Raw genomic sequence first — 25,469 nt, forward strand, 5'->3', positions numbered from 1 at the left:
GGAGCTCGCCACCCCTGTGTCCGGCCCTGCGCTGCTGTCGAGGTGTGCGCATGACGTCAAGTGGGACGGGCGAGTGGCGGGTGAGCCAAGTGGGACAGGAGTCGGACCTTGCTCTCCGTGGAGGCCGGGACTGCTTGCGGGAGACGCTGTGCCGGTCGCGGTAGGGGGCGGCAGCCATCGGGTTACTCGCGAACACCTTGCGCTTGCCGCCCGCAGCACAGCCACCAGCAGGCCGTGGGAGGTCTCGATCACGACCGGGGCCGGGTTCTCGGCGCTCGCCGTACTCGAACAGTTCCAGCAGTGACGACGCGGGCGCCGAAGCGGTCTCCCAGTCGCGGACCCGCGCGAATCCGCGCAGAAGGGGCGCGTTACCTGACCGGCAATCAGGCAGCACGCGGAATGTCATCCCTGGATGCTCGCAGGGTGCGCGCCTGTAGTGGCGCGCGACGCGTGGGGCACGACCACGACTTGTACGTCGTCCTCGTAGATCACACGCCCTGGGTCTGCGGAACGCACGGCCAGGCAATCGATGCCGTGAGCGGCCAGAATCTCCAGGTAACCAGCCACCCGATCGAGAAGATGCGCTGCTGATGGCTTGAACCACGCCGCGGCGCCAGGGTTGATCTCATCGTCGTAGATGGCGGGGTCAACGGTCGATGGGTCGGTGTACGCGGCGTCGTACCATCTGTTGTTGCTGCGGCGGAAGGACTCCTGTTCGTCCGAGAGCCTCCCCTCCCGCGCCAGATTGTTGACGAGCCCGAAGACGCCGGTGAAGTGGCCTCGGCTGTTGCGGTGAGGCGATTGGAACCGCACGTACTGGACGGCCTCGCTGTCGCTTTCGATCATCCCCATCGAATCATCTTCCCACCGCTCCGCTCATGGGTGAGGGTGCAGGCGGCAATGTTGGCCGCACCCTCTCCGCCGGCCGACGTGTTCCGTGTCGCCTGGCGTGCTTCGGTGAGGGCTCGCTGCCTGAGGTGGCGTTGCCGCCGAACAACTAAGTTCCCGACTCGGGCCGGACCTCTTCCAAGGCAGATTCGCGAACTTCACCCCGAGCGCGATGACGACCTACGACTTCGCCAACGACCGCGCCCCACTGCTCTTCAGGCCTCGCCCTCGACTGGGCCCCTCCCCCACCCCCGGCGACCTCGCTCAGCCCTGACCCCGTGGTGGCGCCGAAGGGCCGCGGCGTGGTCCGCGGTGATGCGGGTGACGTGTCGCCGTGCGCGCTTTCTACCATGGCCCGCATGTCCGACACGAGTACTGCTGCCCGCTGGGAGCAGCGCACCCAGGGCCCGCTGCTGGCGTTGGCGGTGCTCTTCGCCGTCGCCTACGCCCTGCCGGTGGTCAAACCCGACACCCCTCCGACGGTGCTGTCCGCCTGCCACGCCGCGAACTGGGTGGTGTGGGCGGCCTTCGCAGTCGACTACGCCGTACGGCTGTGGCTGAGCGAGGACCGGCTGCGGTTCGTGCGAAGTCACCCGCTGGCCCTGCTCGCGGTGCTGCTGCCGCTGCTGCAGCCACTCAGGCTGCTGAAGCTGGTGTCCATGCTGCTGCTCGCGGGGCAGCGGGCACGGTTGGCCTCGCAGGTCAGGGTGACGACGTATGTAGCCGGGTCGTGCCTGGGGCTGCTGGTGTTCGGGGCACTTGCGGTGCTGGAGGTCGAGCGCGGCAAGCAGGGCGCGTCGATCCAGACGCTGGGCGACGCGGTCTGGTGGGCGTTCACGACGATGACCACGGTCGGGTACGGCGACATGGCGCCGACGACTGGTCTCGGCCGGCTGCTGGCAGTAGGGCTGATGCTGTCCGGGATCGCGCTGCTCGGTGTGGTCACCGCGAACATCGCGGCCTGGTTCATCTCCCGCTTCGAAATGGACGACGCGGAGGAGCGGCGGCAGACGGCGGCCATCGAAAGCCTGACGGAGGAGGTACGGGCGCTTCGGGCGGAGGTGGTCATGCTGCGGGACCAGCAGGGGGCACCGTCCGAACGAAAGAACCCCCCGGCTCCGGCCCCGGCCCGCGACTGAGCGTATGGGATCGGGCGGACGCGGTGCGTGTCGTGGGGGCTCGCCCTGCTGAAGCCCGGCACAAGCCGCTGACCGGGGTCAGGTTCTTCCGACGGTCTGTTGTGCGGCGCCGATGCGACCCGAACGGCCAGCAGAACGTTCCCGTTCGGCCGGGCAGCGGCGCCGGGGGCTGCGACGGCCTACTGAAGGCGCTCCGGGGTGGCCGTCCGATCTCGGCGATCTTCTGCCAGGCCGCCCCGGTTGCGCGGCTGCGCCGGCAAAGGTCATCACTGGGACCGCATCACCGTCCACCGACGGCCACCGTGCCGGCGTTACACCACTGCCGTGCACCCTGCGGACGCCGGGTCAGCAGCGCCACGTAGGCGCCAAGCGCTATCACCACCCCGTCGACGGCGATCTCACCCTCGACCGCGACACCGGGGTCGGCGCCGACGGCTCCGGTCAACGCCTCATGCTCCTCACCGCAGAACCCGGCACTCCCAGCCACGACGCCCTGGCCATCAGGTACTGGCATGACGCACTCCGGGCAACGCGGGCAACTGGCAGCGTCGATCATCTGGACGAGACCGACAACGCCGTCGCGGGCGTCCGCTTCTTCTCCGCCTATCCGAGTCCACCAAGACGGAGGGCGTTCCTCATCTCGCTGAGCTTCGCGGTCGTCGCCGGGGACCACTCCTTCGCCTGCTCACCGAGACGGAGGGCGTTCTCAATCTCGTTGAGTTTCGCGGAGGACAGAAGGCCCGCTCGCTCGATCAGGTCGTCCCGGGACACGGTGGTCAGCCACGTACAGGGGGTAAAGCCCGGACGCGGCAACGCGAACCGCAGCACGCCTTCGAAGGGCAGTCCTTCCACGGCGCCTACTGCCACTTCGACGGCCAGACCGGTGATGTCGACACCCGCCCGTGCGACGACCTGCATCACCCGGATCCCGGACGCGTCGTTTCCCGACAGCAGCACGACCGGCCGCCGCTCGTCGAACTCCACCCACCAGACTTCGCCACGTTGCATATGTCCTCCTGACACAGGAACGGCGGGCGGACGCTACGCGAACCCGACGCGCTGTGGCGACGGGTGCGGTCACCCGTTGATCATCGATGTGTGAAGACAAACGATCAGGTGGTGGCCGCAGGTCACAGCGTAGACCCTGCCCGCGGGCAGGAGGCGTTCGAGGGCCTGGTGAGCCGGATAGCGGGAAGGTTCACACGGGTCGAACCCCGGTTCAGGGTCCGGACGTTGGTGCGCGGACTGCTGTCGGACCTGCCACGCAAGAACAGAGCGGGGACGTGAAGAAGGGCACCGACACGGTCGGCGTCCAGCGCCGGTACACCGGTACCGCGGGCAGGATCGAAAATGCCCAGGTCGCCCTCTACCTGGTCGACAAGCCACTCTGGCATGAAGATCACGAACTACGCTGGAGCAGTAGGGATTCGATGGCTCACATCTGCTGGACCAGCATCCATGTGACGAGCCCTAAGAAGATCACGCCGACTACCCGGTTCATGGCGTAGCCCTTGCTCGTGGGCTCGGTAGCGTCGGGGTCTTTCACCCAGCCTCGCTGGAGGCGGCTGTTGGCCTTCCACAGCAACTGAGGGCGTACGACTTGAACAACTCCCATGATCAGGAAGAAGCACAGGACCAGGACGAATACCGGACTGCCGCCATCACTGTCCGAGGCAGCCTTCATTACCGCACCGTGAATCATGATGATTCGGTTGCCCAGGCCTTGAACCAGGAAACAGACATGCCTGCCCGGGCTTGCGAGACTTCCACTCACGAGGGCACCCCGACGTGGCCAGCCCCGGACCCTCTGCTGCACTCCCGAACCGTCCGGCGCCACCGGGCGGCCGATGGTGAGGAGAGGCGAGATCTTTAATTGCTTGCGTTGCCGACGCCGTGCGCTCCGATTGGGTATCAACAGACATGCCCAACGGTCCCCACGGGTTACCTGACTTAGTTCATTCCGGTGGAGTGAAGGAATCAGAGCGTTGCACCATTGCAGCGCCTCCCTTATCGGGGGCGCCTTCCCCCTGCCTCCCGACGAACGCCTCATACATCGTGATGCTGGCGCGGCCGGGGCCTGGGCAACTCCGGCGGACGGGTTGGCAGCTCAGGCGTGGGCGTGGCGGTGGGTGCTTGACCGTTTGTGCGGGGCAGCGTGATGCACGGGCCGGCCTGTTGCCGGAACTGCGAGGCGTCGCAGGGACAGGCTCGCTGTGACGAGGAGAGCAGTGAAGACGGCCAGGAGGAGGACGGACACCCACATCTGCCGGCTCCCGGGCGCCTGCCAGCCGGTCCAGAGGGCTGAGCCCGTCCACAGCAGGATGGCCGCAGCGTAGAAGGAGCGGATACGGCGCAGTTGCCGCACGGCCCGCAGGAACTGGATGCGTTCGGTCTTCGGTGCCATGCGGCACCGTGTACCCCGAGGCACGCCGGCCATCGGGTCGCAGGGAATTTTTGTGGAGGGGGCCGGCCGACCACTTGGCCGCCTTCTCGCCGTCCCTCTCGGCTTCCGCACGGTCAGCGTCCCTGTTCGGTGCTCGTGGTGCCGGGCAGGGGGCGTTCAGGTGGGTCGGCGGCCGGTCACGGTCGGCGAAGCCGCGGTCCTCATCCGGGAGAAGGTCACAAAGCCATAGGCGGTCATGCCTGTCCACATCACGGTACTGGCCAGCGGCCACCACAGATTCCATCCCTGCTCGCCCCGGATGAGACAGCTGACCCAGTTCACCGCCCAGCTGACCGTGAGAACGAGCGCCGCCCACCTGGCCCAGCGCCAGATCCGCATGGTTCCCCGGGCACGGGTCTCCTGCTTGCTCTGCTCACCCCGCCGGGCTCGTGTGCCATTCATACCTCCCCGTCTACCCGCTGTCAGGTCTTTTGCTGCGCGGTGGGGGCGCAGCGAAGACGGCACAGGGCGGGCGCGCGGCTTTGACTCATTCCCTTGCCGGGCTGCGCTCAGTCTTCTGGGAGGTGGGCACGAGCCTCGAAGTCGCGCCGCACCGCGGCGCCCTGGTCCTCAACCAGCCCGTCCTCGTCAGGGAGGTCCAACACCGCGCCGCAGTGGCTGCACAACTTTCCGTCCTCAGCCGGCGTACCGCATGCCTTGCAGAACCGGTTGCCCTTCTCAGTCTCCTGCGTCATGACTCTCCGGAAGTAGCTCGAAGTGTTGGGATTTCTATGCGAAGTACCCGTGGCTTCGGGTCTGATTCGCGAGACGTTGTGTTTCATTTTTTCCCTGCGACAGGCCCTGACCGAGCCATCTTCACGGTCTACGAGATGAAGCGGCTCGGCCGCGACGCCACCGAGCTCACCGCCCTCACCGCCCACGGCTTGGTCCTGGAGATGCTCGCCGGGTCCCTGCCCGGCATCTACTGACCCACCGGCCCCGGGAAGCTGCTGTTCGCGTTCTTCGCCGCGATGGCGGAGAACGAGCGGGAGAATATCCGCGAGTCCACGCTCGAAGGGCTCGACATCGCGGCCGAAAGGGCAAGCACGGCGGCCGGCCCCCGGTCATCACCGGCGACATGCTGCAAGCCGCGCGGCATGTCCCGCAGCACGCTGGACGACCCCGACGCCAAGCAGCAGGTAGCCGAGAACTCCGAGATCGCCGAACTGTGGGACGAGACACCTAGTGGCCCCCAGTGGCGGCGTGGCATCCGGCATCTCAGGGCCGTCCTGGCGCCCGAGGCCGACCCTCAGTAAGCCGCACTCTTGGAGATGTGACAGGCGCGGGACAGGAGGGACGACGGGCGACGGATGGGCGGGGGTGGTGGAAGCGCGGCCCGGAGGCCGGCAGGGGCGCGGGACGGCGGGCCGGGCGCGCGGGCTCCCACCGCAGCATGGAGCTACTCCCGCGGGTGCGGGTGCGGGGACACGTCGCGCAGGACCGCGTGGGCCCGGACTGCAAGATGCCCCCGACGAGACGACGGAACCCCCGCGGGCGCGGGGACGACTAGAGGCGTCCAAACTCGTGCCCAGGTCGGTGGAGCCACCCCGCGGGAGTGGGGCGCTCATCGGGGTGGGCGCCACCTTGGGTCTAGGGTCAGCAGGACTCGGCGAGTTTCACCGAGTAGATCGCGACGCGCAGCACGTCCGTGGCGCCGGGCTGTGGGTCCTGGCGGCACACCTTCCAGTTGCTGTTGTTGATGATGAAGGTGCTGCCGGGACTGATCGACTCCTCGTTGACCAGGAAGCCCTTGCTGTGCAACTGACGCATCGCCTCAGCGTGGTTCATGCCGACGACGTCAGGCACTGGTTCCACTTCCCTCTTGACCTCCGATGCGTCCTCGGCCGGCTTCTCCGCCGTCGGGGTGGGCTCGGTGAGCGGGGCGACTGACTCCTTCACAGGCGCGGCCGGGGTGGCCGTCTCAGTGACGGTGACGGCGGGCTGCGGCTTCGCGTCCGTGCTGGTGTCGTCCTGGCCCGCGTTCGCGGCGGCGCCGATCACGGCGACCACGGCGACACCGATCCAGAACCCCGTGCGCTTGTACAGGGGCTTCTTCGCGGGCTTCTTGTCCTGCGGCGGGACATACAGGCTGTTCATGATGGTCCCTCAAATGTGTTGGGGGGAAGGAAGAATGAGGCGGCGGTGCAGGGCTCAGCCCCAGTCACAGCTGGAGCCGTCGGTGTCGTGGTCGAGGTGCGCGCCGTAGCCGGGCTGGCCTTCGACAGACGCGGTCCCCCAGGCTCGGGCGACGGTGCGGTTCTCGTAGTAAGAACTGCCGGACGTGGGGTTCGGGTGTCGCCGCAGTCGTAGGCGTCGCTGTCGTCGTGGGACCTCCCCGGTCGGTCTCCGCCACGGTCGGCCGGTGGGCCGAGCGCGTCTTGGTGACCGCCACCTGATCAGCTACCTCGGCATGACCTGCCCCTGATCCGTCACGTAGTTGTTGTGCAGGCAGTCCAGGTAATCAGCTTCGGACACGTTGTACGGGCCGCCTGCTTGTTGGTTGCAGTAACTGCTCAGGGTCTGACTCTTCTGCGCGGCGGAGATCTCGGCCGGTTGGCCGTTCTGCTGCTGGTTACCCGCCTGGTCCTGCACCCATGGACTGGGGGAGGAAGGGGCCGGTTTCTCATCAGCGCCAAGGACGATGCCACCCAGGAAGAACGAACCCACGGCAACGGCGACCATTCCACCCCACAGGACCAAAGGCCGCTTCCACCAAGGGCTTTCCATCGCCGCCAGGATGCGCTGATACTCCGGGTCGGCCTCGTACTCGTCCCGCCAGCCGTACGGCTCCCCTTTCGAGTTGGCCGTCGTCGGAGCGCTGGACGGCCGTGGAGGGACGTTCGACGGAAGCGGCGACCTGTTTTCCACCCGAGTCTCCTCAAGCCCTGACCGGCAGCCACATCGCGCACGGAGAGTCAGACGGCACAGGCTAACCACAGAGTATTCATGCTTTCTACACGAATGACCCAACTGTGACCGCACCACGGTGACCAATCGAACGAAGAGGCGATGGTCATCGCCCAAACCCCCAGCCTCGGCACCCTGTACATGTGACCCGCCGCGTCCCTCCCCTGGGTCCAGGTCCAGCCCCCGACCGCGGTCGACGAGCCCGTGCGCGTTAGATGCGCGACTTTGTGGTCGAACCGAGTCTGCGTGGTCAGGTGGTCTGGCGGAGTGCGGTGACCAGTGCGCGCGGGTCGTCGGCGTGGAAGCGGATGGTGTGGGCCTTCTCCGTTGCGCCGAGCGGGCGGGTGAAGGGCAGTGGCCGGTTCAGCCTCAGGGTCACGGAGGTCTGGCTGCCCACGATCAGGTCGAGGACCCCGTCTTCGGAGAGGGTGATCAGGCTGCCTTCGGGGTAGCGCCGGTCGACCTGGACCGAGGCGACCGCGTCCGCCGGTACGACGAGGTCGAAGAGGGCCCCGTAGCGGATCCGCAGAGAGCCGTCGGCATGCACGACGTGCGGCCGAGTGACACAGGCGGCGTGCAGGGCCAGTACGAGGACGACGCCGTACAGGTCGAGTACCAGGACCACCCGGTGGACGACCGGCCAGGGGATGAGGAAGGCCAATCCCACCGTTTCGATGACCACCACGAAGAGCAGCCCGTACATCATCGCGGTCTGGGGTCCGGTATACGCGGCGGCGAGATCCCCGGGACGCACCCCGTGCGTGCCGCGCCGGACCCACCGCCCCAGGGATGCGAGGGCGCGCAGTTCGTGGAGGACCAGGCGGCGGATCGTCACCGGCACCGTCTCTTGTACAGCGGCCCGCAGCGCCGCCCGGCGGTCCGCGCCGCGGGCGCGCGCGGCGATGTACAGCGAGCGCAGCACGCGAGCCTCCATCAACAGCACCGCGAGCACCAGCGCCTCGGCGCCTGCCAGCACCCACCCTGGCAGCCGGACCCCGGCCATCAGGCAGACCACCAGAGCCAGTTCCCCCGGCAGCACGGCCGCCATCGCGGCCCGGGCCGCCCGTACGCCCCGGATCCCGCCACTCATCCCCGGCCCCTTTCCATGAACGCGTCCATGAGTCGGCTCACTACTTCCGCCTGCGCGGGGGCGTACTCCGCGAGCAGCGCCTCCTTGAACCCGGTCAGGACCGCCCCGTCCGCGGGGATCTCGGCGAACAGCTCGTCGGGGACGGCTGCCATCAGGTCAGCTGCCAGGGGTGCGATCCGCGGATCGTCGGCAGGCGCTTCGGCGAGCGCGTCGAGACGCTCATACAGTTCGACGACCGCAGGATCGGTGACCATCGTTCCGAGCAGCGCGAACATCTCCTGGTTACCGGAGCCGTCCACCATGCCGTCCACCAGCGTGAGGTACTCGCGATCCTTCGCCGCGGTCGGCGAGTCTGTCCGGGGGGCCTGAGCCAGCAGGGCGGCAAGGCCGGGAGAGACTGGTCCTGTCGCGCCGGGCGGCTCGGCGAGCAGGGCGCCGAGGCGGCGGCGGCGTTCCCGGATGTCGGCTTCCTGGCGGGCCAGGTCGGCGTCGAGGTCCTTCAGTACCTCGGCCAGTTCGCGTCCGTCATCGTCGGCGAGAGCGTCGCGCACTTCATCGAGGCTGAGGCCGAGTTCGGTGAGCCGGCGCACTCTGGCGAGCAGGACGGCGTCGCGAATGCTGTACGTCCGGTAACCGTTGGGGCGCCGCTCCGGTTCCGGGAGCAGTCCGATGTGGTGGTAGTGCCGGATTGCCCGGGTGGTGAGCCCGACCAGCACGGCGATCTCTCCAATGCGCATGCCCTCAGTAGAAACCCTGCCGTTGCGTCAAGGTCAAGGCCCGTATCAGTGGGCCTAGAACGACTCAAGCAGGGCTGCTTCCCGGGAGTTTGCAGTCCGTGTCCCCCGATGCCGTCCGGGGCCACGTTCCCAGCCCGGGCGCGGCGATGGAAGGATCCGGCCGGTGCCGCGGCGAGGCACCGGCAAGAACTGGATGAGGTACCGCTCCGCAGCCGGCCCACCAGCACGATCACGGTCTACCGCTGGGGTACCAAGTCGCGCTGATACCAGGGGCCTGAGGCACCACCGAGGTCGGCCGGGTCAACCAGGACAAACCCAGCCTTGATCAGCACCCTCTGGGACGCGACATTCTCGCGGGAGGTGCCCGCCCGCAGGGTGCGCAGCCCGTGCCGCGCCACCGCCAGCCGGCACAGCTCCCGGACGGTCTCGGTCGCCACGCCGCGTCCGGCGACGTGCTGCGCGACCCGGTAACCGAGCTCAGCAGTGCCGTTCTCGAGGTCGTACAGGTTGAACCGGCCCAGAACCGAGCCGTCCTCGGCAACGAGCAGGTAGAAGGCGCAGATGCCGGCCTCCTGCTCGGCCAGCAGGGCGCCGTACCGGTCGGTGAACTTGTCGAAGAAGTCGTCGCCGCGGTCGGGGACCGAGGCAGCGAAGTAGGCGCGGTTCTCCAGCTCGAAGGCCAGGACCGCCGGGGCATGGCTAGCATGCAACCGCTTCAGCTTGGGCACCGCCCGACCCTAACCGGATGGTGGGCTCAGATCATCTGAGTTTCCGCCAGCGGCAGACAATCCCAAGACCAGGGCACATAACGGTCTACGGCTGAAGTACTAGCCTCGGGGGCAGGGGCCGCCATAGGGCGGGTGGTGCCCCCTGCGGAAATGCGTCTGCAGGCGCCCACCGGATCGCCTCGCCGACCTGCCGTCGAGCCTTTGACCACTCCCCCACACACAACGACGAGGGAGATTCGTCGAACCGGCGACGCATCTGAGGCCGCGAACCGCGGGCACGATGTCGGTGGCCCGGCATGAACGCTCTCTCAACACCTCGCCGATCGCTTCGGGCCCCCGGCCCGCGCAACGTCCGTGCCAGAGGGCCGGTGTCAGTGCCACGGGCAGGCGGGTCCAGGACCCGAGCGGCTCTGAATGTCGGATGCTTGTGTCGGGCAATGACGACGAGGAGCGCTGACGGTGATCAAGACCTGCCTGTCCTGGTACCGCGAGGGCCGGATGGATGAGTCCGAGTTCCGCTCGGTCACTGACCTCCTGGCCGAGTCCGGGATGTCCCTCGAACATCCCACGCTGGGGTGCGGGATGCTTCTGGACGTCGTGGGGGAACAGGTGAGGTGGCCTCCCGAGCGGATCCGGGAGCTGGTCGGACTGTCGGTCGCGCCGCTGTGCCTGCAGTTCTGGCTTGGCGCGGATCACCACCGGTACCCGCCGAGCGCCATCCTCCTCGGTAAGACTCCACCCTGAGCAGCAGGCCGGCGGCGGCGCGGAAGGATCCCATGGCATCACGGATCATGCCGGCCTGTCGTCCTCGTGGATCAGGCCGCCGGCGTCTCTTCGAGGCGGTGTGCGAGGTGGAGCAGGTCTGTCAGGTGCAGCACCCGTCCATCGAATCCAGGGAGGGGAACGTGGAGCGGCTGGGTCCAGTGCGGGGGGATGGCGTCCAGCCCGTAGCAGGCCCCTGCGAGGCCGCCCGTCACCGCGGCGACGGTGTCGGTGTCACCGCCGAGGTCGATCGCCGCGCGTATCGCCTCTTCGAAGCCGGCAGTGGTGCGCAGGGCCCAGACGGCGGAGCCCAGGCAGGGCCAGACGGCGCCGTTGAACTCGGTCGCCTGGTCGGGGTGCCAGTCGGGCGCGAGGACGGTGGCGTAGCGGCCGCGGTGATCGGGGTGGATTGCGGCGAGGGTGTCCGGGAGCGCGGTGAGCGGGTCGGTGTCCTCGAGTATGAGGCGGATGAGTTCGTGGAAGACCGCAGTGCCTTCCCAGGCCGCGCGGTCGCCGTGGGTGAGGGCCGCGATACGGCGGGCCGCGTCCATGGTGACTTCCTGGCCGGCGCGCGCGAAGTAGACCGCGGACGTCGAGGCCCGCATCAACGAGCCGTTCCCCGCTGCTCGCTGGTTGACCTGGAAATGGATCGCGGCGGCGAGGTCCCAGGGCATGCCGTTGGTCAGGACGTCCTCGGTCTGCAGGCCGATGTCCTTCGGTTCCGCTGCTGCCCACCGCTGGAAGCGGGCGAAGATGTCCGGCAGATCCAGTCCGCCCCGCTCCAGCAGCGACTCCGCCACCAGAATGGCCATCTGCGTGTCGTCCGTGGCCTCACCCGGGTCCCAGCCACCGCCTCCGCACATCTCCCCACCGGCACCAGGCACGGGAAACCGTGCGGAGAACGCTCCCTCGGGGCCGAACTCGAAGGGGCCGCCCAGGGCGTCGCCCACCGCTGCGCCGACGACCGCGCCGGCGGCCCGCTGAGTTCGCTTCATCCGCGCAGGCTATCCGGGCCGCACCGTACGCCCCCGTGTGCGGCTGCGATCCGCACGTTCCTGCTCGGCACCGACAACCGAGACGGATTCCCGTCCGGATCCAACTCCCGAAGGCGGGCTGGGCTCGGCCGCGGTCTGTCCTCGGGGCTGGACGCCCCGACGGTCCGTGCCGTCGCCGAGCCGTCGGGCCCTACGAGGAACGCGGAGGCGGGGCGAGGATCGCCCGCCTTCGCGCGGCCTGTCCCTGTGGCGGCTATCCGAGGATCGCTCCCGCGGGTGCCGGCGACCCGTCCCAGCTCATACGTGACCAGGGGAGGCTCAGTTCGTCCGTGCGGCGTACAGACCGGGGGGCGAGGTCCTCGATCCGGGGGGTCTCCCGGTGCCGGGCGAAGACGGTGTCGACGTAGCGGTGCCCGGTGTCCGCGGCGATGAACAGCGTTGTACGGCTGGGCTCTTCGCGGCGTTCCCACTGGGCGGCGAGGTAGGCGGCTCCGGTGGACAGGCCCGCGAAGACGGCGTGCCGGCGCAGCAGGTCGACGCTGCCGGCGAGGGCGGCGTCGAAGGCGAGCCAGTGCAGGGTGTCGTAGAGGTCGTGGCGGACGTTGCCGAAGGGGATGGAGCTGCCGATCCCGGCGATGATGATCTCCGGGTCGGCGACGTGTTCGCTGCCGAAGGTGACGCTCCCGTAGGGCTGGACGCCCACGAGTCGTACGTCGACGGAGCGTTTCCTGAGGTAGTGGGTGAGGGCGCCGGTGGAGGCCCCGGAGCCGACTCCGCCGACGAAGGTGAGGGAGGCGCCACCGGTCCGGTCGTGTATCTGTTCGGCGACGGCTTCGTAGCCAAGGTAGTGGATGTCGTCGTGGTACTGGCGCATCCAGTGGTAGTCCGGGTGTTCGCGCAGGATCTCTCGGACTCGGGCGACGCGGCGGTTCTGGTCGAGCTTGAGGCTGCTGCTGGGCGGCATCTGCTCCAGGCGGGCGCCGAGTATGTCGAGCTGGATGCGCAGAGTGTGGTCGACAGTGGTGGAGCCGACGATGTGGCAGCGCATGCCGTAGCGGTGGCAGGCCAAAGCGAGGGCGTAGGCGTAGATGCCGCTGGAACTGTCGATGAGCGTGTCGCCGCGTCGTACGGCTCCGGTGTCGAGCAGATGGCGTACGGCGGCGAGGGCGGAGATCACCTTCATGGTCTCGAAGCGAAGGCAGAGGAGGCCGTCGTCGAGGCGTATCAGGTCCGGGCGGCCGATGGCTTCCGAGATGTGTTCGTCCACGGGAACTCCTCGCTGGTGGGTGACGCGAAGGTGGTGAAGGTCCGGGTCGGTCCGATGCCCTCGCGCTCCAGGTCGCGGGTGCAGCGGCGCAGTCTGTTGTGCAGGCCGGGGGTACGGGGGTCGAAGAGGATGCCGGCGACGTTGCCGCTGTGGGCGATCTGCACGCCGACTGCTCCGGTGCTGTCGGCGATGGCGGTGAGGGCGGGGAACTCGTGATGGCGCAGGACGCGTTGGCGCAGGCGGGCGCTGGCGGTACTGACCCGGCCGAGCAGGGCGCTGTCGACGGTGGTCACCGCGCGGCGGAGCATGCGGCGCAGGTGTGCGTAGGCGGCGAGGTCGTCGTCGTGGTGGAGGACGGGGAGGGCGAGGGTGTCGACCGGTGCGCCTCCGGCGAGCGTGCACCCGACCACCACGGCGGGCGGCAGTGCGGAGCCCAGGACCTCGAGGACACGGCCCTCGCGCTGCGCGAAGAGCAGTGGGCGTGAGCCGTGCATCAGGGGGTCGCTGGCTCCTTCGGCGCGCACCGCGATCCGGGCGATCGTCTCCGGCGGCAGCAGCACGCCCCAGGCATCGGCGACCGCCCGCACAGTGGCGATGACGTCGCTGGTGGAGGAGCCCATGCCGAGCCCGACGGGGAGGTCCCCGGTGAGTGTCAGGTCCCCGCCGCAGGGGTCCGCGTCGCGGCGTGCGGCGCACTCCCGTACCGCGAGGACGGCCGCCGCCCGCGCCTTGGTCCGGCCGGCGGGCGTCACCGTCACCTCGTCCGGCAAGCTGCCGGGCCGCTGCGTGAACCGTGCGGTGCTGCCCGGTCCGTGCATCGCCAGCGTGACCAGTGCGTGAACCGGGCGACGCCGCTCGTCGGGAAAGACGCCTTGCAGGATCTCGCCGTGGTGGCAGGCGGCGTGTCCGGTGCCCTCCGTACCACGGGCAGCCGCCTCGGGCGGGCGGGTGGCGGCCGTCATGCGCCGGCCGCCACCCGGTAGCGGTACAGGGTGGTGGGCTCGGCGCTGAACTGGGAGAAGGGGAAGGGCTCCGCCGACAGCGCGGTCACACCCTGGCCGAGGAAGGCGCGCGCCACGGCACTGCCGGTCTGGGCGTAGACCACCAGAGGCACGCCGCGCTCTCGACAGCGGGCCAGGACGGTGTCGAAGCTGCCGTTGCTCAGGGTCATGCCGGTGGCCACGACCGCGTCGGCGGTGTCGAGGACCTCGTGCATGTCGTCGGTGACCGGGTCGCCCCACTGGGTGGTGCGCAGGTTGAAGTCGCAGAGCAGGGGATCACCACCGCGCTCGCGGATGGCCGCGACGAGCGGGTTGACCACTCCGATCAGCCCGACCTTCGCCCCGGCCTCGATGTCGAGGAGCCCGGCGATGGCCGCGTCCCGGGCCAGCGCCCGTGTCTCGGGTGTCCCCGCGGGCAGGGTCACCGCCTCCGCCTCGGCCGTCTCCCGGTGCGGGCGGGCCGCGGCGAGGTACGCGTCGAGCGCGGCGATGACCACAGGGCGCGGTGCCTCACGCAACAATGTGTCGAGCGGGGCACCGGAGCGATCGCGGCATATGGACGCGTCGACCTCGCCGGCCTCGAAGGCGCAGCCACCGAAGGAATCGCCCAGGCGGACGAGGACATACTGGTTGAGGTACGTGGTGTTCCCGCCGGCCAGCCGGGTGCCGTGGTGCACCCAGAAGACGCTGGTGGCCACGAGGTCGGCGGGGCGCGGGCCGTGCTCGCCCGCGAGGACGGCGGCCAGGAGTTCCTCGGTGTGCTTCATCGCTGTCCTCCGATGCGGGGCGTTTCGTGGGTGATGCGGAAAAGGAAGGTCAGCACGCCGTCCTGCCAGTCGTGGAGATGGTCGATCCGAGGGCTGAGCCCGTGGTCCAGGGCGTGCTGGACCAGGGCTCGCAGATCCGCGGTGTTGGAGGCGATGACGTAGACCTCGCCGCCGGGGGCCAGCAGGTCCTTCTCCACGATCTGGGCGAAGAACTTCGCCAGCAGCGGCGCGCCCACGCAGACGTTGCGTACGACGTCAGGGTCGTCACTGACGGTCTGGCTGACGGCGGGCGGGTTGAAGGTGACGACGTCCAGCCGAGCATCCTCCGGGAGAGCGTCGAAGACGTCGCTCACCGCAGGCAGGAACGTGGTGTCCGGGCGCTCGCCGACCAGGCGCCGGTAGTGGCCGGTGGTGGCGGCCACGCTCTCCGGGTGGACGTCGAGTGCGTGAATCTCCCGAGCGCCGCGGATGCCGGCCGCCACGGTCTCCACGCCCAGGCCCACGCCCATGGCGGCGTACCGGAGGCCGCGGGTCTCGATACGGCCGTCGAGCAGCCGCTCGTGGATCAGGCGGCTGGTCCAGCCGGGTATGAAGACGCCGGGCGGGACGTCGAACGTCCAGCCGTTCCACTCGTAGGAACGAGTGGTGTGCAGGTCCGCCTTGGGCTGGTTGAGGGCGACGATACGGTCGGCGGGCAGTGGTGGAGGCAACTGCTCCAGAAGAGCCTGGCCGATCGAGTGGTGGTCCATGGGGTCCTTTCCTCGTCATACGACGGGGCGATGCGCCCACGTCGAAGTGCGGTCCGCCGGCGGGACGTTCACGCCTGCCCGGCAGACCGTGGCGCGCGGTGACTCAGTCCTTGAGTTCGCGCAGGTAGGTGGCGAACTTCTCCAGGCCGTCGATGTTGCGGGGCCCGCTGATACCCTCGTTGTAGTCGAGGACGAAGAAGTTGTCCTTCTTCACGGCCGGGAGTTCCCTGGTGTGCGGGGACTTCTTCAGGAAGTCGATCTTCTTCTCGGCGGGCAGGTCGCCGTAGTCGAGGATCACGATGACTTCGGGCTCGCTCTCGGCCACGGATTCCCAGTTGACCTGGGTCCAGCGCTCGTCGAGGCCGTCGAACACGTTCCTGCCGCCCGCCGTCTTGATGATGTCGTTGGGCGGCACCTGGTTGCCCGCGGTGAACGGCTGGTCGGTGCCGGAGTCATAGAGGAAGACAGGAACCGGATCGCCCTTCGGGGTCTTGGCCTCGACCTCCTCCACGCGCTTCTTCAACCCGTCAACGACTTCCGTGGCCTTCTCGTCGACCCGGAAGATCTTGCCGAGCCGTTCGAGGTCGGTGTAGAGAGCCTGGAAGGGGCTCAACTTCTCGGGGTAACCGGGGTAGTTGAAGCAGCTCTCGGTGTGCATGAAGCTCTGGATGCCGAGCTTGTCCAGGATCTCGGGCGTGATGCCCCGCTCGTCCTTGAAGCCGGAGTTCCAGCCGGCCACCACGAAGTCGGACTTGGCCTCGACCACGACCTCCTTGTTCAGGAGGTCGTCGCTGAGCATCTTCACCTTCGCGTACTCGGAAGCCCACGGGGACTCACTCACCGGCGGGTTCGCGGGCGGCATCACATAGCCGTGCACGTGCTCGGTCAGACCGAGGGCGAACAGCTTGTCCGCGCTGCCGCCTTCGTAGGCGACGGCCCGCTCGGGCACCTTGTACTCCACCGGTTCACCGCACCGCTTGACGGTGACGGTGCCGGAATCCTTGGCGTCCGATTCGACCTCGGCACCACATCCGCTGAGCGCCAGGGCCGCCGCCAGGGCGGAGCCGAGAGCGGCAGGCCGGCGGACCATCGTGAAGTATCGGGTTGTACGCATGCGTGAGCAGCCTTTCAGCGGGTGGAGTCGAGCGAATACAGGAGCTGGGGATCACCCGTCAGCGGGTGCGGGACGACGCTGGCCTTGACGCCGAAGACATCGGCAACGAGGTCCGTCGTCAGCACGTCGGCAGGCGCACCGGAGGCGACCAGGCGGCCTTGGGAGAGCACGCCGAGCCGGTCGCAGGCCGCAGCGGCGAGGTTGAGGTCGTGCAGGACGACCAGGACAGTGAGCCCGGAGGCACGCAGCAGTGAGAGCAGGTCGACCTGGTGGCGGACGTCCAGGTGATTGGTCGGCTCGTCCAGGACGAGGATCTCCGGTTCCTGCACGAGTGCGCGGGCCAGCAGGACGCGCTGGCGCTCGCCGCCCGAAAGCGTCAGAACGCCCCGGTGCGCGAGGTGTCCGATGTCGAGCTGGTTCATCGCCCACCCGCACAGTTCGCGTTCCCGGCCACTGAGCGCCTGGTTGCCGCGCAGATGGGGAGCGCGTCCGAGCGCGACGACCTCCTCGACCGTGAAATCGAAGTCGACGCCGCCGTCCTGGGTCATGGCCGCGATGGTTCGTGCGCTGTGGCGCATCGGGAGCCGGGTCAGGTCCTGCTCACCTACCCAGACGGTTCCGGAGCTGGGACGCAGTGCCCGGTAGACGCACCGCAGCGCGGTGGACTTGCCGCTTCCGTTGGGCCCCACGAGTCCCACCACCCGAGCGGCCGGCACCTCCAGGGACAGGTCGCGCACGAGGCTCTTCCCGTCCATCGCCACGGAGAGTCCATCGAGTTTCAGGTCCATGTCAGCGCCCTCCGAAGGTGTAGCCCCGGCGGCGCATCAGGGCGATGAAGACGGGCACTCCCACGAGCGCGGTGATGACCCCGAGCGGCAGTTCGCGCGGGGCGACCAGCGTGCGCGCCGCCAGATCGACCCACACCATGAAGATCGCTCCGACCAGTGGGGCCACGGCGAGCACGCGGGCGTGCGTGGCTCCGACGACCATCCGCACCACGTGCGGCATGACGAGTCCGACGAAGGCGATGGCGCCGCTGACGGCGACCATGACGCCCGTGACGAGCGAGACGAGCACCAGCAGCACCCTGCGGTTCCGGTCGGGGTCGAAGCCCAGGCTCGCGGCGGTCTCGTCGCCGAGGGAGAGAACGTCCAGTGTCCGCCCGTACCCGTACAGGACCCCGAGTCCGGCCATCACCACAGCGGAGACGACGGGCAACACACCCCAGGTCGCGGCACCGAAACTGCCCATCGTCCAGTACAGGACCATGCTCGTCGCCTCGCTGTCCGGCGCGAAGTAGATAATCAGGCTCATGACAGCCTGAAAACCCAGCGACATGGCCACGCCCGTCAGCACGAGGCGTGGCGGGGACAGCACGCCCCTGCTGGAGGAAGCGGCGTACACCAGGAGCGAGGCGACGAGAGCGCCGGCGAAGGCGCCGACGGAGACGGCATAGAGGCCGAGAGCGGCCAGCCCTCCGGTGACCGTCACGCCGACGGCACCTACGGAGGCGCCCGAGGAGACACCGAGTACGAAGGGGTCGGCCAGCGCGTTGCGCACCATGGCCTGGATCGCCGCTCCGACCGCGCTCAGCCCGGCGCCCACCAGTGCCGCCAACAGCACGCGCGGCGTACGGATCTGCCAGATGATCTGATATGTCGTCACGTCGTCCGCAGCGATGCGCCCTCCACTGAGAGCCGCCCACAGGTGACGGGCGGTCTCCCCCGGTGCGACGGCCGCGGGGCCCAGTCCGATGGCGACGACGACGGACACGAGCAGGACGGCGGCCAGCACCGCACAGCTGAGCAGCAGCACTCCCCGGGGCGCGAGCCGGCCCCGAACAGCCACCGCGGGCCGGGACGCTGACGCCTCGGCCGGGCCGACCGTGCCGCCGTCGGCCGAGGACACGGAGACCGAGGGCAGACGCATGCGCGGCACCTTCACCTTCGCTCGCTAATGACAATCATGTTCATATGTGGAACCTAGCATGCGCCCCGACCGAGCAGACAGCCCCAGCCGGCAGGTGACACAGGATCACGGCACCGCCCTCGATGCGACGACCGATGGCACTCTAATGGAAACGATTATCACTACGGTAGTGTGTTGCCGGCGCCGCGCTGTCCGCCGTGTGCCAGGCCGGTCCCGTCGCTCAACCTCACCGTCCGGCAGGGACGTTGCAGCCGGTGCGTATCCGATCCGTCGCCCCAACAGGACAGGAGTGTGCCCCCGTGCCCACCCCCTCCGCCCCTCCCACCGCCGCCAAGTCTCCGCGCCTCAAGCAGCATCCGATCCTGTTCGACCTGGCCTTTCTCCGCCTCTGGACGGGCGCCACCGCATCGGGCCTGGCCACCTGGGCCCTGCCCTTCGTCCTCGGCCTCGCCGTCTTCGACCGGACCCTGGCAGCGACCGACCTCGGCCTGCTGCTCGCGGCGCGCACCGTCGGGTTCCTCGCCGCGGTGCCCGTGGCCGGGGTGCTGGCCGACCGGCACTCTCGCCGGGGCGTCGTGCTGTGGGCCGGGCTCGCCGCCGGAACCGCGGCCCCTGTGATCGCCGCGGGGCTGGACCGGTCGGTGCTGCTGATGGCGGCGGCCGCCGCCGTGGCCGGAGCGGGCCAAGGCGCCTGCCGACCCGCCTTCCAGGCCCTCGCCGCCGAGGTGGTCGACGTCGGCCGCAGGCAGCAGGCCAATGCCGCCATGACCCTGTCGGTCCGGGTCACCACGCTCGTGGGCCCCTCCCTGGCCGCGCTGCTCGCCGCCTTCCTGGACATCTGGGCACTGCTGGTGGGCATCGGGCTGCTCTGGCTGGTCGCCGCCTGCGTTCCCGGACGCGGCGCAAGGCCGGGGACTGCGGAAGACACGTCGGAGCCCTCGGCGGGGACGCGCAGGGCGTCCTTTGCGGCCGAGTTCGCCGAAGGTGTCCGCGAGGCCCGCAGACACCCGTGGTTTCTTGCCGGCCTGGGCGCGCTGACGGCCGTGATAGCCACCGGCTACTCCGCGACCGGCGTCGCCCTTCCCCTGGTCAGCAGGGACGAGTACGGGACCGAGGTCGTGCTCGCGGGTGCGATGACCGCCTACACCGCGGGAGCACTGGGCGGTGCACTCCTCATGGCCCGCTGGCACCCCCGCTCCCCCGGCCGGGTCGCCCTGGCGGGCCTGGCCTCCTACGGCTTCGCCCCGCTCAGCCTCGTGTTCCCCGTGCACCCGGCCTTCGTGATGGCCGCCTACGCGGTCGCGGGCATCGGCATCGAACTGTTCAACGTGCCGTGGTTCACCGCCGCCCAGCGCGAGGTCGCCCCGGACAAACTGGCCCGGGTCTCCTCCCTGGACTTCCTGCTCTCCTACGGCCTCGCGCCGGTGGGTCTCACCGTCATCGCCCCCGCCGTCGACACTTTCGGCACCACAGCGGTCCTCGCGGGCTGCGCGGTCATCTGCTTCGCAGCACCGGCTGCCGCCGCCCTCGTCCCGAGCGCCCGAACCTTCTCCCGGGCCCCCGCCCGCAGCGACACCCCCTGACTGCCACGGCGAGCAACACCCCCCGGTGGGACCACCTGTGGGCTTGCGACGACGGCACCTGCGACGCCCTGGTGGTCGCCGCAGCCGGGTCATCGGTGACGTCGCCCTGTACCGGCGCCCGGGCCGGGTTGCGCGCGCTGCCGGCCACGCCACGCTTCGCACCGCGCACTCGCGTACACCCGTACCGGCCGGCGTGCTGCCCCGGCACCGCGACCCCACCGCCGAGCACATCGGTCAGCAGCTCGACCGTTCCGCGAAGACGTAGCGGCATTCATCCCAGGCCCTTGAGATTCGCAGCGCCACTGCGGAAGATGACCGCAGGATCCGCCCCTCACGCAGTTCATTGCCGGTTGAGATGGCCAGGCGAAGGAGCGGACCCGTAGCCACCTCGACGCCGCTCAGGCCTACTTGGTGGATCTGCCGAGCGTCGGCCTCTCCGCAACCTCGAGTTCCCGCTCGTCCACGACAAGTACTGTCGCCCGTGGGAACGCGGCCTCCGCCCGGTAATGGCCGGATGCGGCGCGGAACACGGCTCCGGGTTGGGCGATTTCCGCCGGGTGGCAGAGCGCACGATCGCCCGGATGCATGGATTCCGACGCCTGCGCTCGACCTATGAGGGCGATCACCAGAACGGCACCGGACAGTACCACCCTCCCGCGCATGGCGCCTTCGTCCCGGGTTGCATGTACCTGGTCGGCGTACGAGAGTTGAAGAAGAGGTTCCTCACCTTCCCCCTTGAGATTCAGCCACGTACACGTGGCAGGACCCGTCCTCATGCAGGGTCCGATCATGCCTGACCGGGCCTGCGGAAACGGAGTACCGGAATGGCCATCAACGAGAGTGTGACAGGCAACGACAGCGTGGCGATCACCGGAACCGCCACGCCGGGCGAACGAACCGTGGGAGTCGGGGGGCGGGGAGACGCCGTAGGCGTTCAAGGCAAGGGCGCCCGCTGGCATGGTGTCGAGGGCGTGAGTTCCAGCGAGATCGGAGGCGCCGGGGTCTACGGAGCCGGTGCCTCCGGCGGAGCCGGGGTGGTAGGCGAGACGTCGGGCCGCTTCAACCCCGCCGTGTACGGCAAGCACAGTGGCTCGGAGGGTATCGGCGTGCTCGGTGAGGCTGACAACGGCGCCGGCACGGCCGGGAAATCCAAGAGCTGGGTAGGGGTGCACGGGTCATCGGAGAGCACGACCGGCGGTAGCGGCGTCTGGGGCGAGCACAAGGGCGCTGGTACCGGGACGATCGGCTTCAGCGCCCAAGGTGTCGGCGTGCACGGCCGGGGAGGCCGCCTCGCCGGCTTCTTCGAGGGAAACGTCGAGGTCACCGGTGACCTCGTGCTGACGGGGGGAGACGTGGCCGAGCAGTTCGACGTGGCCGTTCAGGGCACCGGCACCGACCGGCTCGGTCCGGGCACGGTGGTCACCTTCGACGACGAGGGTGCGCTGACACCATGCGCGGATGCATACGACAGGCGTGTGGCGGGCGTGGTGTCAGGCGCGGGTGACCGCGTTCCGGCACTCGTCCTGGACCGCCGGGAGCCCGGAGCCGGCCGAGCGGGCACTGTCCGTCAAGCAGTTGCCGTCACCGGCAAGGTCTGGTCCCGTGCCGACGCGTCGTCGAGGCCGATTCACGTCGGCGACCTCCTGACGACCTCCCCGACTCCTGGACACACCATGGTGGCGACCGATCGTGACGCGGCATTCGGCGCCGTCCTCGGGAAAGCCCTTACGCCTTTGGTTTCCGGGACCGGAATGGTCCTGGTCCTCGTCGGCCTGGGGTGACACCCCGGATCCCGGCTTCGAGTGCCGTCGCAGCGGGTGGCGCTCGAAGCCCCGGACATGTACCGATTCGAAGCAGTGAGGCATCCGATCATGCCAGAACTACGGCAGGCGATTCACAGTGCCCGTGACCGAGGCGTACTGCCTCAGTACAGGTCTGACGGGAATGTGCGTCAACTCGTGAGGCGCCTCGATATGCTCGCACCGATCTCCACGCGCCAACTCATCGCGTTGCTCGACAGCTTGCACATCGTAGGTGAGCCTCAGCATCCTCCGGTCGAGCCACCGCCCCCGCCGATCACGAAACCTCAGATCACGGTGCGGACGGAAGGAGCCGGTGATTCCGCTGTCTTCCTGATCGACGGTGTCCGCTTCGTCGGCGACACCACCGTCACCGTCAGGGTGGTCGACGACGCACTCAGCCAGCGAACCTTCCAACAGACCTCGGATTCCGGAGGCGAGCTCCACATGCGTCAGAGCATCCCGTGCCTTTCCGGTCTTCCGCTTCACATCTCGGCAACCGACAGCAGGCCCGACCGAGACCCCACGGGTGTCCTGTGGAGCAACACCGTCACGCTTCCCTGCCCGTGAGGGGAGCAGCACTCATTTCCGTCCACGCACCCGCGGGACCAGTCGAGTTCGCCGACCGCGTGGAGATCGGCGAACAGTCCGGGCTCCGATGGGGATCTCGGTGACGTCAGGGCGTAAGCGGGGAGGCTAGCGAGGTGCCGCGAGTACGTCCCGGAGTACGTTCTCGAGCGTGACGCGGGCCAGCTCGCGTCTCAGGGTCTCCTCGATGCCCTCGTAGATGCCCCGCATCGCCGGCTGGATGCCGTAGCCCACCACGCAGCCCTGGTCCGGGGTGGCGCGGTGCATCGCGAACAGCGGGCCGGGTTCCACTGCCTCGTACACGTCGAGCAGGGTGATCGACCCCAGCTCGCGCGCCAGCGACCAGCCCGCGCCCACGCCCCGCCGGGACTCCACGAGTCCGGCCCTGCGCAGCTCGCCGAGCAGCCGCCTGATCACCACGGGATTGGTGTTCGCGCTGGTCGCGATCTGTTCGGAGGTGGCGATCTCGTGGCCCTGGCGCTGGTAGAGGCCGATCCAGGCCAGCGCGTGGGCGGCGATGGTCAACCTGCTGTTGGCACTCATGAACCCCTCCTCTCGGCCGCAACGCTTTATGTTACGACAGCACAGTCGTAACAGCGAGGGTTGCGACAGAGTGTCGTAACAGCTAGCGTTACGACTGCCGAAAGGGCAAATCAACGAGGTGGGAAGTATGAGCAAGCCACTCACGGGCAAGGTCGCCCTGGTCACCGGAGGGTCGCGCGGACTGGGAGCCGCGACCGTACGACTGCTGGCCGAGGAGGGCGCCGACGTCGCCTTCACCTACGTCAGCTCCGAGAGGCAGGCGCAGGCTGTCGTCGACGAGGTGCACGGCAAGGGAGCGAAGGCCCTCGCCTTCAAGTCCGACCAGGCGGACACGAGTCGGGCGCCGGCGCTGATCGACGACGTGGTCGCGCACTTCGGCGGCCTGGACATCCTCGTCAACAACGCGGCGATCTCGGTGGAGCAGGGCCGCACGGTGGACGACCCGGACGCCGACACTGCCGCACTGGACCGGATGCACGCCACCAACTACCTCGGCGTGATCGCCGTCATCCGGGCCGCCTCCCGAGTAATGCGCACGGGCGGCCGCATCATCACGGTGAGTTCCGGACTGGGCTCCCGGGTCGGTGCCCCGGGCCTTGCCGACTACTCGGCGACCAAGTCCGGGATCGAGAGGTACACCATGGGGGTCGCACGGGACCTCGGGCCCCGGGACATCACGGCCAACGTCGTGGAAGCCGGACTGATGGAGGGCGGCATGGAAGGGCCGGACCCCGAGACCCTCAAGGTCCTGCTCAGCTCGCTGTCCATGCAACGCATGGGTCACCCCGAGGAGATCGCCGCGGCGATCGGCTTTCTGGCGAGCCCGGCCGCGTCGTACGTCACGGGCGCGGTGTTGGACGCCCACGGTGGCTACAACGCCTGAACGGAAGTCCCCGACCGGCGGAGGACGGGTTCCTGGAACGCCAGGCTGAGCTGCTGGACGACCTCGCGGCCAACGAGTACAGCACCTTCGTCGGCCTGGCCGCCGTCGGACACGACTTCAGCCGCCGCGAACTCCGCTGGCCGAGGGACCTCGTCAGCGGCCGGCCGCTTCGTCACCGTCCAGCGATCCGACTCCCCAGTCGGATCGCTTCACCGATGGCACCGCGACACCCGGGTGCGGTGGCCCGGGCTCGCCGGCGCCTACGCGACGATTACAGGGTGCCGGGAAGGCCCTTGGGCTCGAAGACGTTCCGTGGCGCACTCGGCTGGGAGGGGGACGCCGGCCGCAGCACCTGGGCCAGGTCGCGGTGTATCCGGTCGGCTTCACCACGGACCTGGACGGGGATGTCGCCGCGCTCGGCGACCAGGCGGTCGTAGACGGGGGTCTGCTGGAACACGGTGGGGCGGTTTTCTTTCAGCGGACGATTCACCGGACTGGCGCAGCATACGGGCCCGGAGATCACTCCCCCCTGCCCGGGCAGGCGTTCCGGCCGGGACGGCCGTGCTACCGACCTGCACGTCTTGTGGCGGCTCCCCCGTCGCCGGTGGGCGCAGCCGAGCTCGGCACGGTGCCATTCCGTAGTTGGCGCCCGTCCATCGCCCACTTGCTCAACCTATCGATAGTCGATAGATTTTCATCGTAAGTCGTTGTCGGAAGGGGTGGGTCGTGAGACAGCTGACCGTGAAGGTGCTGCGCGCCGTGCTCGTCGTGGTGCTCGCCGGCACCGCGTTCGTACAGGTGTCGATGGTGTGGGCACTGGCCGCCGACCCGGAGGCCGGAACACTCCCCCTGACGCCGCTGCGGGTGATCACGATCCTGGGCATGGTGTCCGCCCAAGTCTCCCTGGTCTGCGTATGGCGGCTGGTGACGATGGTGCGACGCGGAACCGTCTTCTCCCACGCCGCCTTCCGGTACGTGAACGGGATGATCGGTGCGATCGTGGCGGCTGCCCTCCTGTGGTTCACGGTCACCGCCCTCAACGCACCGGGCCAGCGGGACGACCCGGGCGTGACCGTCATCATGGGAGGGATCGGCGTGGCCATCTTGGGAGTCGCACTGATCGTGCACGTGCTGCGGATGCTGCTCGCCCAGGCCGTCGCACGCGACGTCGAAGCGGCACAGATGCAGGCCGAGCTGGCCGAGGTGATCTGATGCCGATCGCGGTGGACATCGACGTGATGCTGGCCAGACGCAAGATGTCCGTGGGCGAACTCGCGGAGCGCGTAGGGATCACGCCCACCAACCTGGCAGTCCTCAAGAACGGCCGTGCCAAGGCCGTACGCTTCGCGACGCTCGCCGCGCTCTGCGAGGTGCTCGAATGCCAGCCGGGCGACCTGCTGCGCTGGGAGGCCGAGGGTGGCCAAGAAGACGCAGCAGCGCTGTCCCAGAGGACGCCGTCGGCAGCCGGGCACTGATCGGCACGACAGGCACCAGCCGCACGTCCGGCCACAGCCGGCCGGTCGTCCGTGGGGCCAGGTGTCGTACCGCCCCACGCGG

28 protein-coding genes and 3 pseudogenes are annotated in these 25,469 nt (G+C 69.0%); 11 read left to right on the top strand and 20 right to left on the bottom strand.

Annotated elements, in window-relative coordinates; genetic code table 11:
* Window positions 1–121 precede the first annotated feature (121 nt).
* Both IEZ05_RS37225 and IEZ05_RS26965 read right to left on the bottom strand, forming a co-directional pair.
* A pseudogene (locus tag IEZ05_RS37225) lies at window positions 122–270 on the bottom strand (IS110 family transposase); the annotation flags it as partial.
* Window positions 271–402: 132 nt separating this feature from the next.
* Entirely contained in the window at window positions 403–852 is a 450-nt protein-coding gene (locus IEZ05_RS26965) for a hypothetical protein (protein WP_189232851.1), read from the bottom strand.
* 386 nt (window positions 853–1,238) lie between these two features.
* Here IEZ05_RS26965 and IEZ05_RS26970 point away from each other — a divergent pair, with 386 nt between their 5' ends.
* Window positions 1,239–2,027, top strand: coding sequence for a potassium channel family protein (locus tag IEZ05_RS26970; RefSeq protein WP_189232852.1), 789 nt, complete (start codon window positions 1,239–1,241; stop codon window positions 2,025–2,027).
* 112 nt (window positions 2,028–2,139) lie between these two features.
* Window positions 2,140–2,463, top strand: a pseudogene (locus IEZ05_RS37230) (hypothetical protein); the annotation flags it as partial.
* Window positions 2,464–2,630: 167 nt separating this feature from the next.
* Here the strand turns inward: IEZ05_RS37230 and IEZ05_RS26980 are convergent.
* A complete protein-coding gene (locus tag IEZ05_RS26980; RefSeq protein WP_189232853.1) occupies window positions 2,631–3,035 on the bottom strand; it encodes a type II toxin-antitoxin system PemK/MazF family toxin in 405 nt (134 codons plus the stop codon).
* 111 nt (window positions 3,036–3,146) lie between these two features.
* On the opposite strand from IEZ05_RS26980, the pseudogene IEZ05_RS37235 reads away from it, so the two are divergent.
* Window positions 3,147–3,400 (top strand): annotated as a pseudogene (locus tag IEZ05_RS37235) (IS701 family transposase); the annotation flags it as partial.
* Window positions 3,401–3,462: 62 nt separating this feature from the next.
* Here the strand turns inward: IEZ05_RS37235 and IEZ05_RS36540 are convergent.
* Window positions 3,463–3,801 (bottom strand): DUF6199 family natural product biosynthesis protein, encoded by a 339-nt coding sequence (locus tag IEZ05_RS36540; RefSeq protein WP_229869878.1) that lies wholly within the window; start codon window positions 3,799–3,801, stop codon window positions 3,463–3,465.
* Window positions 3,802–4,134: 333 nt separating this feature from the next.
* A complete protein-coding gene (locus IEZ05_RS26995) occupies window positions 4,135–4,431 on the bottom strand; it encodes a hypothetical protein (protein ID WP_189232854.1) in 297 nt (98 codons plus the stop codon).
* 1,136 nt (window positions 4,432–5,567) lie between these two features.
* On the opposite strand from IEZ05_RS26995, the gene IEZ05_RS27005 reads away from it, so the two are divergent.
* Entirely contained in the window at window positions 5,568–5,726 is a 159-nt protein-coding gene (locus IEZ05_RS27005) for a hypothetical protein (protein ID WP_189233021.1), read from the top strand.
* Window positions 5,727–6,066: 340 nt separating this feature from the next.
* Here the strand turns inward: IEZ05_RS27005 and IEZ05_RS27010 are convergent, their stop codons facing one another.
* The 5 genes from IEZ05_RS27010 to IEZ05_RS27030 form a co-directional block, all read right to left on the bottom strand.
* On the bottom strand, window positions 6,067–6,567 hold the full coding sequence (locus IEZ05_RS27010; RefSeq protein WP_189232855.1) for a PASTA domain-containing protein: 501 nt from the start codon (window positions 6,565–6,567) through the stop codon (window positions 6,067–6,069).
* Window positions 6,568–6,870: 303 nt separating this feature from the next.
* Window positions 6,871–7,338, bottom strand: coding sequence for a hypothetical protein (locus IEZ05_RS27015; RefSeq protein ID WP_189232856.1), 468 nt, complete (start codon window positions 7,336–7,338; stop codon window positions 6,871–6,873).
* 289 nt (window positions 7,339–7,627) lie between these two features.
* Window positions 7,628–8,467, bottom strand: a complete 840-nt coding sequence (locus IEZ05_RS27020; RefSeq protein WP_189232857.1) for a hypothetical protein — start codon at window positions 8,465–8,467, stop codon at window positions 7,628–7,630.
* Window positions 8,464–9,204, bottom strand: coding sequence for a MerR family transcriptional regulator (locus tag IEZ05_RS27025; RefSeq protein ID WP_189232858.1), 741 nt, complete (start codon window positions 9,202–9,204; stop codon window positions 8,464–8,466). Before IEZ05_RS27025 ends, IEZ05_RS27020 begins: the two co-directional genes overlap by 4 nt.
* A gap of 236 nt (window positions 9,205–9,440) precedes the next feature.
* Window positions 9,441–9,932 carry a GNAT family N-acetyltransferase gene (locus IEZ05_RS27030; RefSeq protein ID WP_189232859.1) on the bottom strand — a complete coding sequence of 164 codons (492 nt, stop codon included), beginning with the start codon at window positions 9,930–9,932 and terminating at the stop codon, window positions 9,441–9,443.
* 459 nt (window positions 9,933–10,391) lie between these two features.
* Here IEZ05_RS27030 and IEZ05_RS27035 point away from each other — a divergent pair, with 459 nt between their 5' ends.
* The gene (locus IEZ05_RS27035) at window positions 10,392–10,676 is read left to right on the top strand and encodes a hypothetical protein (protein ID WP_189232860.1); all 285 of its coding nucleotides are present in this window, start codon (window positions 10,392–10,394) and stop codon (window positions 10,674–10,676) included.
* A gap of 71 nt (window positions 10,677–10,747) precedes the next feature.
* Here IEZ05_RS27035 and IEZ05_RS27040 read toward each other — a convergent pair whose 3' ends face one another.
* The 8 genes from IEZ05_RS27040 to IEZ05_RS27075 form a co-directional block, all read right to left on the bottom strand.
* The gene (locus IEZ05_RS27040; RefSeq protein ID WP_189232861.1) at window positions 10,748–11,689 is read right to left on the bottom strand and encodes an ADP-ribosylglycohydrolase family protein; all 942 of its coding nucleotides are present in this window, start codon (window positions 11,687–11,689) and stop codon (window positions 10,748–10,750) included.
* 253 nt (window positions 11,690–11,942) lie between these two features.
* Window positions 11,943–12,956, bottom strand: a complete 1,014-nt coding sequence (locus IEZ05_RS27045) for a pyridoxal-phosphate dependent enzyme (protein ID WP_189232862.1) — start codon at window positions 12,954–12,956, stop codon at window positions 11,943–11,945.
* On the bottom strand, window positions 12,914–13,918 hold the full coding sequence (locus IEZ05_RS27050) for a GHMP family kinase ATP-binding protein (protein ID WP_189232863.1): 1,005 nt from the start codon (window positions 13,916–13,918) through the stop codon (window positions 12,914–12,916). Before IEZ05_RS27050 ends, IEZ05_RS27045 begins: the two co-directional genes overlap by 43 nt.
* Window positions 13,915–14,724 carry a Rossmann-like domain-containing protein gene (locus IEZ05_RS27055; protein WP_189232864.1) on the bottom strand — a complete coding sequence of 270 codons (810 nt, stop codon included), beginning with the start codon at window positions 14,722–14,724 and terminating at the stop codon, window positions 13,915–13,917. Before IEZ05_RS27055 ends, IEZ05_RS27050 begins: the two co-directional genes overlap by 4 nt.
* On the bottom strand, window positions 14,721–15,473 hold the full coding sequence (locus IEZ05_RS27060) for a class I SAM-dependent methyltransferase (RefSeq protein WP_189232865.1): 753 nt from the start codon (window positions 15,471–15,473) through the stop codon (window positions 14,721–14,723). Before IEZ05_RS27060 ends, IEZ05_RS27055 begins: the two co-directional genes overlap by 4 nt.
* Window positions 15,474–15,576: 103 nt before the next feature.
* Window positions 15,577–16,587 carry an ABC transporter substrate-binding protein gene (locus tag IEZ05_RS27065; RefSeq protein ID WP_189232866.1) on the bottom strand — a complete coding sequence of 337 codons (1,011 nt, stop codon included), beginning with the start codon at window positions 16,585–16,587 and terminating at the stop codon, window positions 15,577–15,579.
* Between the two features lie 14 nt (window positions 16,588–16,601).
* Complete coding sequence (locus IEZ05_RS27070) at window positions 16,602–17,375, bottom strand: ABC transporter ATP-binding protein (RefSeq protein WP_189232867.1); 774 nt, start codon at window positions 17,373–17,375, stop codon at window positions 16,602–16,604.
* A 1-nt stretch (window position 17,376) separates the two neighbouring features.
* On the bottom strand, window positions 17,377–18,396 hold the full coding sequence (locus IEZ05_RS27075) for a FecCD family ABC transporter permease (protein ID WP_308426961.1): 1,020 nt from the start codon (window positions 18,394–18,396) through the stop codon (window positions 17,377–17,379).
* A 419-nt stretch (window positions 18,397–18,815) separates the two neighbouring features.
* Between IEZ05_RS27075 and IEZ05_RS27080 the strand changes: the two genes are divergently transcribed.
* The 3 genes from IEZ05_RS27080 to IEZ05_RS27090 all read left to right on the top strand — a co-directional run bounded on the left by IEZ05_RS27080 (window position 18,816) and on the right by IEZ05_RS27090 (window position 22,468).
* Complete coding sequence (locus IEZ05_RS27080; protein ID WP_189232869.1) at window positions 18,816–20,099, top strand: MFS transporter; 1,284 nt, start codon at window positions 18,816–18,818, stop codon at window positions 20,097–20,099.
* 824 nt (window positions 20,100–20,923) lie between these two features.
* Complete coding sequence (locus IEZ05_RS27085; RefSeq protein ID WP_189232870.1) at window positions 20,924–21,880, top strand: hypothetical protein; 957 nt, start codon at window positions 20,924–20,926, stop codon at window positions 21,878–21,880.
* Between the two features lie 192 nt (window positions 21,881–22,072).
* A complete protein-coding gene (locus IEZ05_RS27090; RefSeq protein ID WP_189232871.1) occupies window positions 22,073–22,468 on the top strand; it encodes a hypothetical protein in 396 nt (131 codons plus the stop codon).
* Window positions 22,469–22,594: 126 nt separating this feature from the next.
* Here the strand turns inward: IEZ05_RS27090 and IEZ05_RS27095 are convergent, their stop codons facing one another.
* Window positions 22,595–23,029, bottom strand: coding sequence for an Rrf2 family transcriptional regulator (locus IEZ05_RS27095; protein ID WP_189232872.1), 435 nt, complete (start codon window positions 23,027–23,029; stop codon window positions 22,595–22,597).
* Between the two features lie 127 nt (window positions 23,030–23,156).
* Here IEZ05_RS27095 and IEZ05_RS27100 point away from each other — a divergent pair, with 127 nt between their 5' ends.
* Complete coding sequence (locus IEZ05_RS27100) at window positions 23,157–23,912, top strand: SDR family NAD(P)-dependent oxidoreductase (protein ID WP_189232873.1); 756 nt, start codon at window positions 23,157–23,159, stop codon at window positions 23,910–23,912.
* Window positions 23,913–24,183: 271 nt separating this feature from the next.
* Here the strand turns inward: IEZ05_RS27100 and IEZ05_RS27105 are convergent, their stop codons facing one another.
* Window positions 24,184–24,369 carry a hypothetical protein gene (locus tag IEZ05_RS27105; RefSeq protein ID WP_189232874.1) on the bottom strand — a complete coding sequence of 62 codons (186 nt, stop codon included), beginning with the start codon at window positions 24,367–24,369 and terminating at the stop codon, window positions 24,184–24,186.
* Between the two features lie 269 nt (window positions 24,370–24,638).
* On the opposite strand from IEZ05_RS27105, the gene IEZ05_RS27110 reads away from it, so the two are divergent.
* Both IEZ05_RS27110 and IEZ05_RS27115 read left to right on the top strand, forming a co-directional pair.
* Entirely contained in the window at window positions 24,639–25,124 is a 486-nt protein-coding gene (locus IEZ05_RS27110; protein ID WP_189232875.1) for a DUF2975 domain-containing protein, read from the top strand.
* A complete protein-coding gene (locus IEZ05_RS27115) occupies window positions 25,124–25,387 on the top strand; it encodes a helix-turn-helix domain-containing protein (RefSeq protein WP_189232876.1) in 264 nt (87 codons plus the stop codon). Before IEZ05_RS27110 ends, IEZ05_RS27115 begins: the two co-directional genes overlap by 1 nt.
* Window positions 25,388–25,469: the final 82 nt, after the last annotated feature.

Source organism: Streptomyces flaveolus (genome assembly GCF_014648815.1).
GTDB classification, from domain to species: domain Bacteria; phylum Actinomycetota; class Actinomycetes; order Streptomycetales; family Streptomycetaceae; genus Streptomyces; species Streptomyces flaveolus.

Bases quoted from the DNA above. Each gene is read 5' to 3' on its own strand.
- IEZ05_RS27100 (WP_189232873.1), top strand. From the start codon at position 23,157: ATGAGCAAGCCACTCACGGGCAAGGTCGCCCTGGTCACCGGAGGGTCG.
- IEZ05_RS27090 (WP_189232871.1), top strand. From the start codon at position 22,073: ATGCTCGCACCGATCTCCACGCGCCAACTCATCGCGTTGCTCGACAGC.
- IEZ05_RS27065 (WP_189232866.1), bottom strand. From the start codon at position 16,587: ATGCGTACAACCCGATACTTCACGATGGTCCGCCGGCCTGCCGCTCTC.
- IEZ05_RS27040 (WP_189232861.1), bottom strand. From the start codon at position 11,689: ATGAAGCGAACTCAGCGGGCCGCCGGCGCGGTCGTCGGCGCAGCGGTG.
- IEZ05_RS27020 (WP_189232857.1), bottom strand. From the start codon at position 8,467: ATGAGTGGCGGGATCCGGGGCGTACGGGCGGCCCGGGCCGCGATGGCG.
- IEZ05_RS27055 (WP_189232864.1), bottom strand. From the start codon at position 14,724: ATGAAGCACACCGAGGAACTCCTGGCCGCCGTCCTCGCGGGCGAGCAC.
- IEZ05_RS26995 (WP_189232854.1), bottom strand. From the start codon at position 4,431: ATGGCACCGAAGACCGAACGCATCCAGTTCCTGCGGGCCGTGCGGCAA.
- IEZ05_RS27005 (WP_189233021.1), top strand. From the start codon at position 5,568: ATGTCCCGCAGCACGCTGGACGACCCCGACGCCAAGCAGCAGGTAGCC.
- IEZ05_RS26980 (WP_189232853.1), bottom strand. From the start codon at position 3,035: ATGCAACGTGGCGAAGTCTGGTGGGTGGAGTTCGACGAGCGGCGGCCG.
- IEZ05_RS27085 (WP_189232870.1), top strand. From the start codon at position 20,924: ATGGCCATCAACGAGAGTGTGACAGGCAACGACAGCGTGGCGATCACC.
- IEZ05_RS27025 (WP_189232858.1), bottom strand. From the start codon at position 9,204: ATGCGCATTGGAGAGATCGCCGTGCTGGTCGGGCTCACCACCCGGGCA.
- IEZ05_RS27010 (WP_189232855.1), bottom strand. From the start codon at position 6,567: ATGAACAGCCTGTATGTCCCGCCGCAGGACAAGAAGCCCGCGAAGAAG.
- IEZ05_RS27070 (WP_189232867.1), bottom strand. From the start codon at position 17,375: ATGGACCTGAAACTCGATGGACTCTCCGTGGCGATGGACGGGAAGAGC.
- IEZ05_RS27115 (WP_189232876.1), top strand. From the start codon at position 25,124: ATGCCGATCGCGGTGGACATCGACGTGATGCTGGCCAGACGCAAGATG.
- IEZ05_RS27095 (WP_189232872.1), bottom strand. From the start codon at position 23,029: ATGAGTGCCAACAGCAGGTTGACCATCGCCGCCCACGCGCTGGCCTGG.
- IEZ05_RS27050 (WP_189232863.1), bottom strand. From the start codon at position 13,918: ATGACGGCCGCCACCCGCCCGCCCGAGGCGGCTGCCCGTGGTACGGAG.
- IEZ05_RS27060 (WP_189232865.1), bottom strand. From the start codon at position 15,473: ATGGACCACCACTCGATCGGCCAGGCTCTTCTGGAGCAGTTGCCTCCA.
- IEZ05_RS26965 (WP_189232851.1), bottom strand. From the start codon at position 852: ATGGGGATGATCGAAAGCGACAGCGAGGCCGTCCAGTACGTGCGGTTC.
- IEZ05_RS26970 (WP_189232852.1), top strand. From the start codon at position 1,239: ATGGCCCGCATGTCCGACACGAGTACTGCTGCCCGCTGGGAGCAGCGC.